Genomic DNA, 12506 nt, shown 5'->3' with positions numbered 1-12506 from the left:
GATTTTTAGAAAATCGATTTAAATCAAAAGGCTGCGACATATTCGCAGCCTGGTATGGGGCTTGCGCCATTACGGCACAAGCCCCGAGGAACTGGGATGACCATGATGATTCGCGATACCAGCGCACAGGATCAGCCGATCGTGCAGGCGCCGTGGTGGAAGCGGCAGCGCAAGCCGTTGCTGATCGGGCTCGGCGTGGTGGTGCTGCTGGTGCTGATCGTGCCGACGATGATGCGCATGCTGTCGGCTGGCGGCTCGGTGAGCCGCGAGCGGCTGTCGATCGCCACCGTCGAGCGCGGCACGCTGGTGCGGGACATCGCCGCCGAAGGCCGTGTGGTCGCGGCAGTGAGCCCGACGCTGTACGCGCCGGCCGCCGGCTCCGTGCACTTCACCGTCAACCCGGGGCACAAGGTTGCGCAGGGCGATGTGATCGGCAGCGTCGACAGCCCGGAGCTGACCAACAAGCTGGCCCAGGAACGCGCCAACCTGCAGAGCATGCAGGTCGATTATTCGCGCGCACAGCTCGATGCGCGGCAGCAGGCGATCGTCGCCGAGCAGACGCTGGATCAGGCGCAGATCGACCTGCAGACCGCGCAAACCGAATACGAGCGCACCAAGCAGGCCTTCGATCTCGGCGTGACGCCGGAGATCGAGGTGCTGCGCACCAAGGCGGCGCTGCAAAAGGCGCAAATCTCGCTGAAGCGCGCGCAGACCGACCACGATCTGCAGAAGGAAGGCCGGCATTTCGATGTCGAGGCCAAGCGTCTGGCACGCGATCGCCAGCAACTGCTCGTTGACGACCTGCAGCGGCAGGTCGACCTGCTGACGCTGCGCTCGCCGGTCGACGGCCAGATCGGCCAGCTGATGGTCGTCGACCACACGACGGTTGCCAAGGATGCGGCGCTGCTGTCGGTCGTCGATCTGACCAAGCTCGAAGTCGAGATCAAGGTGCCGGAGAGCTTCGCACGCGACCTGGCGGTTGGCATGCCGGCGACGATACGCGGCAACGGCAGCGAATGGCCGGGTGAAATCAGCTCGGTGGCGCCCGAAGTCGTCAACGGCGAAGTCACGGCACGCGCGCGCTTCACCGGCGAGGCGCCGCAGGGCCTGCGTCAGAGTCAGCGCCTGTCGGTGCGCGTGGTGCTCGACGAGCGCAAGAACGTGTTGACGGTGGCGCGCGGCCCGTTCGTCGATGTCGACGGCGGCAAGACCGCCTACGTCGTGCATGGCGACATCGCCGAAAAGCAGCCGGTGCGCCTTGGTGTCGCCAGCGTCGACAAGGTTGAAATTCTCGAGGGTCTGAAGCCGGGCGACGAAGTCGTCATCGCCGGTTCCGACCTGTTCCACGACGCGGATCGCGTCGCCCTGAGCCGTTGAGCCCCATTCGTCTGGAGAACCATCCCATGTTGAAGATGACGCATCTGTCCAAGTCGTTTCGCACCGAGGTTGTCGAGACCTATGCGCTGCGCGACTTCTCGATTCACGTGCGGCCCGGCGAATTCGTGGCGGTGACCGGGCCGTCGGGTTCGGGCAAGACCACGTTTCTCAATATCGCCGGCCTGCTCGAAACGTCGACCGGCGGCACCTACGAACTCGACGGTGAAGACGTCAGCAAGCTGGGCGACGACGCACGCTCGCGCATTCGCAACGGCAAGATCGGCTTCATCTTCCAGGCCTTCAACCTGATTCCGGACCTCAACGTCTACGACAACGTCGACGTGCCGCTGCGCTATCGGCGCATGCCCGGCGCCGAGCGCAAGAAGCGCATCGGCGAGGTGCTGGAGCGCGTCGGCCTGTCGGCGCGCATGCGCCACTATCCGGCCGAACTGTCCGGCGGTCAGCAACAGCGCGTGGCGATCGCGCGCGCATTGGCGGGCAGCCCGAAACTGCTGCTGGCCGACGAGCCGACCGGTAATCTCGACTCGCAGATGGCACGTGCCGTGATGCAGTTGCTCGAGGACATCCATCGCGACGGGGCGACCATCGTCATGGTCACGCATGACCCGGAACTGGCGGCGCGCGCGCAGCGCAATGTGCACGTCATCGACGGCCAGGTCGTCGATCTCGGCGAAGCGCCGACGCTGCGCATGAATGCGCAGGCGATGGGCTGAGGCGCCGACCATGTTCCGCTACTACGCCTGGCTGGCGGCGCGCAGCCTCAGGAAGAACCCGGCGCTGACGGCGTTGATGGTGCTGGCCATCGGCCTCGGCATCGGCGCCAGCATCACCACCCTGACGGTGTTGCGCGTGTTGTCCGGCGATCCCATTCCGGCCAAGAGCGCGCAGCTGTTCTATCCGCAGGTCGATCCGCGCAGCATCAACGATTACCACCCGGGCGAAGCGCCGGCCGAGCAGGTCACGTATCCGGACGGCATGAATCTGCTCAAGGCCAAGCGTGCCGATCGTCAGGCATTGATGACGGGCGGTGGCGCGGTGGTTCTGCCGGACAGTGCCGCCATTGATCCGTTCTCGGTCGATGCGCGCTACACGACGGCCGATTTCTTCGCGATGTTCGACGTGCCGTTCCAGTATGGCGGTGGCTGGAAGGCGACCGATGACGACGCGCACGCGCGCGACGTGGTCATCTCCAAGAGCCTCAACCAGAAAGTGTTCTCGGGCGGCAACAGCGTCGGCAAGACCCTGCGCATCCAGAGTACGGACTTTCGCGTGGTCGGTGTGCTCGACAACTGGCGGCCGACACCGCATTTCTATGATCTCAACAGTGCGCGCTACAGCGACTACGAAGAGATCTTTCTCCCACTGTCGACGGCGATGGAGCTGGAATTCGGTCGCAACGGTTCGATGGACTGCTGGGACAACACGGCGGATGGCGACCAGGTGCACTCGCCGAACTGCTCCTGGCTGCAGTTCTGGGTGGAGCTCGATTCACCGGACAAGGTCAAGGCCTACAAGGCCTTCCTCAACAACTACTCCGACGAGCAGCGCAGCCAGGGACGTTTCCCGCGCCCGAACAACGTGCGGCTGCCGAATGTCATGCAATGGCTGGACGATCAGAAGGTCGTGCCGTCGGACGTGCGCCTGCAGGTCTGGTTGTCGTTTGGCTTTCTCGCGGTCTGTCTCGTCAACACCATCGGTTTGATGCTGGCCAAGTTCCTGCGCCGCAACGGCGAGATCGCGGTGCGTCGCGCGATCGGCGCGCCGCGTCGCGAGATCTTCGCGCAGTTTCTCGTCGAAGCCGGCGCCGTCGGCGTCGCGGGCGCGGTCATTGGATTGCTGTTGGCGCTGCTCGGGTTGTGGGGGGTGCGCCAGCAGGCGGCCGACTACGCCAGTCTTGCGCACATCGATCCGACGATGTTGTTGATGACCTTGTTGCTGGCGGTGATCACGGCCTTGCTGTCCGGCCTGCTGCCGGCCTGGCGCGCCTGCCAGGTGACGCCGGCGCTGCAACTGAAAAGCGATTGAGGAATTCATCATGGATATCGCACCCATACTGGCGGCGCTGAAGCGGCAGAAGACGGCCGCGGCTTTGATCGCTATCGAGATCGCGCTGTCGTGCGCGATCATCTGCAACGTCCTGTTCCTGATCACGCACCGCCTCGAACGCAGTCACGTGCCGAGCGGCGTCGCCGAAGACGAACTGGTCTACATCCGTACCGCCGGTATCGGTGCCAGCGGCGAAGATGATCCGATGGTGCGCGCCAAGGAGGACCTCGGCGCATTGAGCAGTCTGCCGGGCGTGAAGTCGGCGACGATCGTCAACCAGATTCCGTTCGGTCACTCGTCGTGGAATACCGGCGTGAAGCTGGCGCCCGACCAGCAGCACACCAGCGCCAATGTCGGGGCCTATTACGCCGATGAGCATCTGCTCGATACCTTCGGGCTCAAGCTGATCGCCGGGCGTGGCTTTCTGCCGGACGAGTTTTTGAACTTCGAGGATGTGCTCAAGGGCAAGGTCGATCCACCGTCGGCCGTGATCATCACCAAGACCATGGCGACGCGGCTGTTCGGAAACGAAGACGCGATCGGCAAGAGCATCTATCTGGACGATACCAAGCCGACGCGCGTGGTCGGCATCGTCGAACATCTGGTGCGCCCCAACTTCGGTAGCGACCTGATCGATGCCGATACCAGCATGCTGCTACCGGTGCGCCTGAGCCTGGGCTACGGGCAATTCGTGCTGCGCACCGACCCGGCGAATCGCGACGCACTGATCGCGGCGGCGAAAAAGAAGCTCAAGAGCGTGTCGCCGAACCGCATCGTGCTCAGCGCCGACAAACTCAGCGATACGCGCAGCAAGTACTTCAAGCAGGATCGTGTGATGGCGGGTCTGCTGATCGCCGTCGTCGTGTCGCTGCTGATCGTGACGGCGCTGGGCATTGTCGGCCTCGCCAGTTTCTGGGTGCAGCGCCGTCGTCGTCAGATCGGTATTCGTCGCGCACTGGGTGCGACGCGCGCGCAGATCCTGCATTACTTCCAGACCGAGAATTTTCTGATCGTCACCGTCGGCATCGCGCTCGGTATGCTCGGCGCGTATGCGATCAGTGGCTGGCTGATGCAGCAGTACGAGCTGCCGCGGTTGCCGTTCTTCTACCTGCCGATCGGCGCGCTGGCCTTGTGGGCGCTCGGTCAGCTGGCGGTCCTGGCGCCAGCACTGCGCGCGGCGTCGGTGCCGCCAGCGACCGCGACGCGCACGGTATAAGCAGGCGCGCCACATGTTCGCGTATTACGTGCAGCTGGGATGGCGGGGGCTGCGGCAAGGCCCCGGTCTGACCGCGCTGATGGTGCTGGCGATCGCGGTCGGCATCGGCGCCAGCATGACGACGCTGACGGTGATGCATCTGCTGTCCGGCGATCCGCTGCCGGGGCGTAGTGCACACTTGTTCTACGCGCAGGTCGATTCCGATCCCAGTCCGCACCGCGCCGATCGTGCGCCGCTCGACATGCTGGACTACCGGTCGGCAGTCGATCTGTGGAGCGCCCATCGTGCCGAGCGTCAGGCGCTGATCGTCAATAGCACGGTCAAGGTGCGGGCATCGGACGCCGGACGCTCGGCGGAGATGGCCCCGATGCTCTCGACCACCGCGTCGTTCTTCGCGATGTTCGACGTGCCGTTTCGCTACGGCGGCGCCTGGCAGACGGAGGACGATACCGATCGCGCGCGCGTCGCGGTGATTTCGTCGGCACTCAATCAGCGCCTGTTCGGCGGCGTCAACAGCGTTGGTCGCATCGTACGGCTGCGTGATGCCGATGTGCGCATCGTCGGTGTGCTGGCGCCGTGGCGGCCGTCGCCGCTGTTCTACGATGTCCGTGCAGGACGTTTTTCGCAGGGCGATACGGCCGACTTCTACCGAGCGCCGGAAGACGTTTATACGCCGTTCGAGACCGGCATCGAGATCAACGACGGCAACTTCCTGCCGTTCACCTGCTGGGCGTCGCAGCCATCGCCGGGGCATCTGCAGTCGGCGCCGTGCGTCTGGGTCGGCTTGTGGGTAGAGCTGGCGAACGATGTGCAGGTGGCGCGCTATCGCCAGTTTCTGGACGACTATGCCAAGCAGCAGCAAAGCCTGGGCCGTTTCGTCTACACCGGCACGCGCTTGCAGACCTTGATGCAGTGGCTGGATTTCAATCACGTCGTGCCCAGTGACGTGCGCCTGCAATCGTGGCTGGCGTTCGCGTTTCTCGCGGTCTGCCTGTGCAACACCATCGGCTTGCTGCTCGCCAAGTTCCTGCGCCGCAGTGGCGAGTTCGGCTTGCGTCGCGCGCTCGGGGCGTCGCGTCGCGCCGTCTTCGCGCAATGCCTGGTCGAGTCGGCGGCGATCGGTCTGCTCGGTGGCATCGGCGGCTGGTTGTTGACGTTGGCCGGTCTGTGGCTGATCCGGCGCCAGCCTGCGGCCTATGCTGATCTCGCGCACCTCGATGCCGGGATGCTCGTCTTCACTTTCGTGCTGGCACTGCTGACGAGCTTGTTGGCCGGCTTGTTGCCGGCGCTGCGTGCCAGCCGCGTCGCGCCGGCCATGCAGTTGAAGGCCCTCTGAGGACGGCGCCATGCATATCCTTCCCATCCTCCATGCCTTGCGCAGGCATCGCTTGACCTCGCTACTGCTGGTGGCGGAGATCGCGCTGGCCTGTGCCGTGCTCTGCAATGCCGGCGCATTGATTGCCGCACGGTGGACCGCGCTGCGCGTCGACAGCGGTGTCGACGAAGCATCGTTGGCGGCGATCCGCTTGCAGGGCTTCGATGCGGATGATGCCGGCGACATCAATGCGCGCGTACTGCAGACCGTACGCGCGGTGGCGGGCGTGCAGTCGATCAGCATCATCAACACCGTGCCGTTCGGGCCGACGGTCGCCAATGCCGGCATCACCACCGATGCCGATGGCCGGCACTTCGCTGGCGTTGTCGACTTCTACGTTGGCGCGCCGGGCAGCTTCGAGGCGCTGGGCCTGCACGTGGTCGCAGGACGGGCGCCGACGGCCGATGACGCGCAGCCGGTGCATGCCTTTGTGCCGGACGAAGCGTCGGTGCAGATTCCGCGTGTGCTGGCCCGGCATCTCTGGCCCGGTGAAGATCCGCTGGGAAAGACCTTCTGGGTGGGCAAGCGCCGCTTTCATGTGGTCGGCGTACTCGATCACCTGAGCGTGCCGGGGCCGGGCGGCGGCGAGGAGAAGGACGCCGACTGGTCGGTCTTCGTGACTGGCGTACCGGGGCCGCAGTTCGCCGGCAGCTATCTGCTGCGCGCCGCGCCCGATGCGTTGCCGCGGGTGCTGAGCGCGTCGCTGGCGGCGCTGCGACAGGCGATGCCGGATGTGGTCATCGACGAGCCGTACAGCCGGCCACTGACGGAGCTGCGCCAGGCCTATTTCGAGAAGGACCGCTTCATGGCCGGCCTGCTGCTGGGCGTGATGGCGGCACTGCTGATGGTGACTGCGCTCGGCATCGTCGGCCTCGCCAGTTTCTGGGTACAGCAGCGTACGCGCAGCATCGGTGTGCGCCGCGCGATCGGCGCCACACGGCGCGACATCCTGCGCTACTTCCAGATCGAGAATTTCATCATCGTCGGCGCCGGTGTGACGCTGGGTTTGGGCTTGGCCGTCGCACTGAATCTGGCGCTGATGCAGGTTTACGAGCTGCAACGCCTGCCTTGGGTGTATCTGCCACCGACCGGCCTGGGCCTGTTGCTGCTCGGGCAATTGTCCGTGCTGGCGCCGGCGGCGCGCGCCGCCCAGGTGTCGCCGGCCACGGCCACCCGCAGCATCTGATCATGGCCGCTTCCGATCCGCTTTACCCCCAAGATTGCGCGTCGCTTGTCGGCGCGCCCTTTTTGGGGCGGGGGGCGATGAGGCGATATGATCGCGTTTCGCATTGCAACGATTTACACGGCTGCTGCATCGAAGCTGCATGCGCCGTCGAACGAATATGCCGACCGTCCTGATCGTCGATGACAACGCTGCGGTGCGCGAGGCGCTGAGCCTGTTGCTGTCGCTGCGCGATATCCGGACCATCGTCGCTGCGTCTCCGGACGAGGCGATGGCGGTGTTGGCAGCGCAGCGTGTCGATCTGGTGATTGCCGATATGAATTTCCAGGCCGATACCACGTCGGGCGAGGAGGGCGTGGCGCTGTTCCGCGCGATTCGCGAACGGTATCCGGACATGCCGGTGATGTTGCTGACGGCGTGGACGCATCTGGAAACGGCGGTCGAACTGGTCAAGGCCGGTGCCGCCGACTATCTGGCCAAGCCCTGGGATGACGACAAGCTGCTGACCAGTGTCGAGAACCTGCTCGAATTGGCCGAAGCCAGCCGCACGGTCTCGGATCTGCGCCGTGAGCGCCGCCGCCGTCGCGACGAACTGGCGCGCCGCTATGACTTGCGCGGACTGGTCTACGGTGCCGAGGCGACCGAGCGGGTCGTCGAACTGGCTTGTCAGGTCGCGCGCGCCGATGTGCCGGTGCTGATCACCGGGCCGAACGGGGCCGGCAAGGAACGCATCGCGCAGATCGTGCACGCCAATTCGGCGGTGCGGCAGGGGCCGTTCATCGCCGTCAATTGCGGTGCGCTGCCGGCCGATTTGATCGAGGCGGAGTTGTTCGGCGCCGAGGCGGGCGCTTATACCGGCGCCAATCGCGCGCGCGAAGGGCGTTTCGACGCAGCCGACGGCGGCACGCTGTTCCTCGACGAAATCGGCAATCTGCCGCTGTCCGGGCAGATCAAGCTGCTGCGCGTGTTGGAAACCGGACAGTTCGAGCGGCTGGGATCGTCGCGCACGCGCCAGGTCAAGGTGCGGGTGCTCAGCGCGACCAATGCCGATCTGTCGCAAATGATCGAGGACGGCAGTTTCCGCCAGGATTTGTACTACCGCCTGAATCTGATCGAGTTGCGCCTGCCGCCGCTGGCCGAGCGCAGCGATGACATCCTGCCGCTGGCCGAGCACTTTGCCGAGGGCATGGCGAGTTTTGCCGACGATGCGCGCGAGGCGCTGGTCGACTATCACTGGCCGGGTAATGTGCGCGAGCTGCGCAACGCCATCGAAAGAGCGCGTCTGCTTTGCAGTGATGGCGTGATCCGCGCCGCCGATCTCGGTTTGTCGCCGCGCCGCGCGGCCAGTCGCAACGCCGAGGAGCCGGACCGGGATGCGATCGCCTCTGCCTTGAAGGTCAACGGCGGCAACATCAGCCGCGCCGCACAGTCACTCGGCCTGTCGCGACAAGCGCTGTATCGGCGCATGGAACGACACGGCTTTTCCAGTCCGGCCTGATCGCGGCGTGCGCGCTTGGCCGGTTCGGTTCTAAGCTTCGCGCACGCAATGACTCCGGCACGACATGCCTTCGTTCTCACTGGAAGCCCGATTCGCCGCGGTTGCGCTACTGGTGGCGTTGTGCGCGGCCGCGGCCGGCTTGTGTCTGCAATATGGGTTCGGTTCGTGGCCACTGGCGATCGTGGCGGCGGCGGCGGTGGCGTTGATCGGTGCCAGTTGGGCCGCTCGCGCGGTACTGCAGCCGGTGCAGCGCCTGTTGCGCGCACTCGAAAGTGCAGTGGCCAGTTATCGCGACGGCGACTACAGCTTTTCGATTGCCAGTGAACGTGGTGGTCCGCTGCGTGAGCTGGCGCAGTTGCACAACGAGTTGGGTCGCACACTGCGTGAGCAGCGCCAGCATCTGTCGCAGCGCGAGTTGTTGCTCGATACGGTGGTGCAGAACACGCCGACGGCTTTGATGCTGGTCGACGACGGAGGGCATGTTACCTACGCCAATCTGGCCGCACGCCAGCTGTTCAACGATGGCCGCACGCTGGCCGGACTGTCGTTCGATGACGTCATCGCCAGCGGCCCTGCTGCCTTGCATGAGGCACTGGCTGAGGGCGGCGACGCGCTGTTCAGCGTCGACTTTCCGGAAGGCGAGGAGTCCTTCCACGTCTCGCAGCGTGGCTTTCGCCTGCAGGGGCGCGCGCATCGCTTGTTGCTGTTTCGGCGCATGACGCGTGAGCTGTCTCGCCAGGAAGTGGTGACGTGGAAGAAGGTGATCCGCGTGATGAGCCACGAGCTCAACAATTCGCTGGCGCCGATCTCATCGCTCTCGCATTCCGGCGCGGAGCTGGCGCGGCGCGGTCAGATCGAACGCCTGCCGGAAGTCTTCAACAGTATCGGTGCGCGGGCGCGGCACCTGCACGGATTCATCGAAGGCTACGCGACCTTCGCGCGTCTGCCATCGCCGAGGCTCGATGACGTGTCGTGGCGCTCGCTGATCGGCGCGCTGCAACCGCAGGTCGCGTTCCGGGTCGTCGGCGAGGCGCCGGACGCGGTGGCGCGGCTGGATGCCGGGCAGATCGAGCAGGTGCTGATCAATCTGATCAAGAACGCGCACGAGGCCGGTAGCGCGCCCGACGACATCGAGCTGCAAATCCTGCGCGTCGGCGTGAACTGGCGGCTCGAACTGCGCGATCGTGGCAGCGGCATGAGTGAGTCGGTGCTCGCCAATGCCTTGCTGCCGTTTTATTCGACCAAGCGTGCCGGGACCGGGCTCGGTCTGGCGCTGGCGCGTGAGATTATCGAGGCCCATGGCGGCCGCCTGCAGCTGGCCAACCGCGATGGCGGTGGCCTGCGCGTCAGTCTGACGTTGCCGGCGTGACCGCCGTCGCCGACTGCATCGCGCCGGCGAGCGCGCCATAGACGGCCGTCCAGGCGCTGCGCAGCTCGGCGTCGAAAGCCGGGCCGAGCCCTTGTTCCAGCGTCCAGAGCAGCGCCGCGCCGACCGTGGCGTAGTGTGCCGGCTGCACGCCGTAGCCGACGTGACGCGCGCCCAGCGCCTGCACGGCGGGGACCAGTGCGTCGATACGGTCGAGTCCACGCACCGCGACGTCGATCATGTCCATCAGCTTTTCGCCCTGTTCGGCGATCGGCGCGCGAAACAGCGCACGCAGTGATGGATCGAGCTCGAACAGCCGGCCGTAGAACAGTGCGGCGGCCTGCGTGCGGATGGGAAGGACCTGGGTCCAGCTGTGCTGGACGAGGGCGATCTGCGTCGGCGTCATGGGTCTTCGCTTGCGTGGAGCGCGTGGCTGAAAAGGGTTCCGGCGGAGGCGGCAAGATCCGTGCCGCGGGTTTTTGACGATTGCGGGACGCCGGGGCGAATTGCTACGGTCGCCCGCGTCGCGGTCCGGTTCTGGGCCGAATCTTGCTGGATCTTCATATGCAATCTTCTCAACGCCGCTGGATGTGGTACGGCGTGTACGTGCTGGTGCTGGTGGTGTTCGGCATCGCCGTGCACGCCGCCAGCGATCGCGTCGCCTATACCTGGCGCTGGGACCGCATCCCGCAGTACATCGTCAACAATGACGGTACCGAGATGCGCGCGCCGTACGACGGCTTTGTCGCGGTGGCGCCAGACAAGAAAAGCCTGACGCTCAAGGAACTGCGCGGCAGTCGTCACGACACCATCACCGGCTTCGACGTGCTGCTGGTTGGCGACGGCGATCTGGTGTTCCAGAACGACGCGCTGGCGCGCAAAAGCGGCCTGGTTGCCGGGCCGTTGACGCTGGGCCTGTGGATGACACTGAAGCTGTCGGCGGTGGCGCTGGTGTTCTCGATGCTGCTGGGCCTGGTCGCCGGTCTCGGGCGCATTGCCAGGAACCCGGCGGTTTACGGCCTGGCGACGACCTACGTCGAGCTGATCCGCGGCACGCCGTTGCTGGTGCAGATATTCATCTTCTACTTCTTCGTCGGCACGGTGCTGAAGCTGTCAGCGTTCACGGCCGGCGCTGCAGCGCTGGCGGTGTTCACCGGGGCGTATGTTGCCGAGATCATTCGTGCTGGCATCGAATCGATTCCGCGCGGGCAGATGGAAGCGGCGCGCAGCCTTGGCATGAGCGTGCCGCAGGCGATGCGTCACGTCGTGTTGCCGCAGGCCTTCAAGAAGACGCTGCCGCCGCTGGCCGGGCAGTTCATCAATCTGATCAAGGATTCGTCGCTGGTGTCGGTGATGGCGCTGACCGATCTGACCAAGGCGGGGCGCGAAGTGGTCGCGTCGACCTTCAGTCCATTCGAGGTGTGGTTCACCGTGGCGCTCATGTATCTGGTGCTGACCGGCACGCTGTCGCTGTTCGTCCGCCGTCTGGAAAAGAGGCTGGCCCATGACTGAGTCCGCGGCGGAAGTGCTGATCGAGGTCCGTGACGTCGGCAAGGTGTTCGCCAATGGTGTGGTCGGCCTCAAGCAGGTGTCGATGACGGTGCGACGCGGCGAGGTGGTCTGCATCATCGGCCCGAGCGGCTCCGGCAAGTCGACGCTGCTGCGCACGCTCAACGCGCTGGAGACGATCACCAGTGGCGAGATCCAGGTGCTCGGCCAGTCCGTGCACGGCGGCAAGGCCAATCTGAACCGGCTGCGCACCCACGTCGGCATGGTCTTTCAGTCGTTCAACCTGTTCCCGCACAAGACCGCGCTCGAGAATCTGATGCTGGCGCCGCGCGTGGTCGGCAAGGTGGCCACGTCCGAATTGCGTGAGCGCTGCCAGGCGTTGCTGGCCAAGGTCGGCCTCGCCGACAAGGCCGACGCCCATCCGGCACAGCTGTCCGGCGGTCAGCAGCAACGCGTCGCCATCGCCCGCGCGCTGGCCATGCAGCCGGACATCATGTTGTTCGACGAGCCCACTTCGGCGCTGGACCCGGAAAAGGTCAACGAAGTGCTCGACGTCATGAAGGTGCTGGCCCGCGAGGGCATGACGATGTGCGTCGTCACCCACGAAATGGGCTTCGCCCGCGCCGTCGCCGACCGTGTCGTGTTCATGGAAGCCGGCGAGATCGTCTACGAAGACCGCCCCGAGCCCTTCTTCGAGGCGCCACGCAGCGAGCGCCTCAAGGCGTTTCTGGGGCAGGTGCTGAAATAACGCAGGGTTGGCGGGGGCGAACTTCTGACGGAAGACCTGATGCGGAGGCTCGGGTAAACTGCGCGCCACGTCCCCGTGGCACAACTGGATAGCGCGCACCCCTCCTAAGGGTGAGGTTGCAGGTTCGACCCCTGCCGGGGACGCCACCTTCTCGTTTTCCCGTTGAC

11 protein-coding genes and 1 tRNA gene are annotated in these 12506 nt (G+C 65.4%); 11 read left to right on the top strand and 1 reads right to left on the bottom strand.

What is annotated here, in order from left to right:
- The first annotated feature begins 105 nt into the window (after positions 1–105).
- The 8 genes from G7Y82_RS16930 to G7Y82_RS16895 all read left to right on the top strand — a co-directional run bounded on the left by G7Y82_RS16930 (position 106) and on the right by G7Y82_RS16895 (position 10085).
- Entirely contained in the window at positions 106–1377 is a 1272-nt protein-coding gene (locus G7Y82_RS16930) for an efflux RND transporter periplasmic adaptor subunit (RefSeq protein WP_168149427.1), read from the top strand.
- A 26-nt stretch (positions 1378–1403) separates the two neighbouring features.
- Positions 1404–2111, top strand: coding sequence for an ABC transporter ATP-binding protein (locus G7Y82_RS16925; RefSeq protein ID WP_168149327.1), 708 nt, complete (start codon positions 1404–1406; stop codon positions 2109–2111).
- Positions 2112–2121: 10 nt separating this feature from the next.
- Positions 2122–3423 carry an ABC transporter permease gene (locus G7Y82_RS16920; RefSeq protein ID WP_168149326.1) on the top strand — a complete coding sequence of 434 codons (1302 nt, stop codon included), beginning with the start codon at positions 2122–2124 and terminating at the stop codon, positions 3421–3423.
- Between the two features lie 10 nt (positions 3424–3433).
- Positions 3434–4660 (top strand): ABC transporter permease, encoded by a 1227-nt coding sequence (locus tag G7Y82_RS16915; RefSeq protein ID WP_168149325.1) that lies wholly within the window; start codon positions 3434–3436, stop codon positions 4658–4660.
- A 13-nt stretch (positions 4661–4673) separates the two neighbouring features.
- The gene (locus G7Y82_RS16910; protein WP_168149324.1) at positions 4674–5996 is read left to right on the top strand and encodes an ABC transporter permease; all 1323 of its coding nucleotides are present in this window, start codon (positions 4674–4676) and stop codon (positions 5994–5996) included.
- A gap of 10 nt (positions 5997–6006) precedes the next feature.
- Complete coding sequence (locus G7Y82_RS16905; RefSeq protein WP_168149323.1) at positions 6007–7221, top strand: ABC transporter permease; 1215 nt, start codon at positions 6007–6009, stop codon at positions 7219–7221.
- A 157-nt stretch (positions 7222–7378) separates the two neighbouring features.
- Positions 7379–8716, top strand: coding sequence for a sigma-54-dependent transcriptional regulator (locus G7Y82_RS16900; protein ID WP_168149322.1), 1338 nt, complete (start codon positions 7379–7381; stop codon positions 8714–8716).
- A gap of 64 nt (positions 8717–8780) precedes the next feature.
- Positions 8781–10085 (top strand): sensor histidine kinase, encoded by a 1305-nt coding sequence (locus G7Y82_RS16895; protein WP_168149321.1) that lies wholly within the window; start codon positions 8781–8783, stop codon positions 10083–10085.
- Here G7Y82_RS16895 and G7Y82_RS16890 read toward each other — a convergent pair.
- Positions 10063–10488: a globin family protein gene (locus G7Y82_RS16890; protein ID WP_168149320.1), complete on the bottom strand. Its 426-nt coding sequence runs from the start codon at positions 10486–10488 to the stop codon at positions 10063–10065. The genes G7Y82_RS16895 and G7Y82_RS16890 overlap by 23 nt on opposite strands.
- 158 nt (positions 10489–10646) lie before the next feature.
- On the opposite strand from G7Y82_RS16890, the gene G7Y82_RS16885 reads away from it, so the two are divergent.
- From G7Y82_RS16885 to G7Y82_RS16875, 3 genes are all read left to right on the top strand, one after another.
- A complete protein-coding gene (locus G7Y82_RS16885; RefSeq protein ID WP_168149319.1) occupies positions 10647–11594 on the top strand; it encodes an amino acid ABC transporter permease in 948 nt (315 codons plus the stop codon).
- The gene (locus tag G7Y82_RS16880; protein ID WP_168149318.1) at positions 11587–12339 is read left to right on the top strand and encodes an amino acid ABC transporter ATP-binding protein; all 753 of its coding nucleotides are present in this window, start codon (positions 11587–11589) and stop codon (positions 12337–12339) included. The genes G7Y82_RS16885 and G7Y82_RS16880 overlap by 8 nt, the downstream gene beginning before the upstream one ends.
- 69 nt (positions 12340–12408) lie before the next feature.
- A tRNA-Arg gene (locus G7Y82_RS16875) sits at positions 12409–12485 on the top strand.
- Positions 12486–12506 lie beyond the last annotated feature (21 nt).

Origin of the sequence: Solimonas marina, from assembly GCF_012241385.1 — a bacterium.
GTDB lineage: Bacteria > Pseudomonadota > Gammaproteobacteria > Nevskiales > Nevskiaceae > Solimonas > Solimonas marina.
Note: the sequence above shows the minus strand (reverse complement) of the source record. Positions and strands in the feature narration are given on the sequence as shown.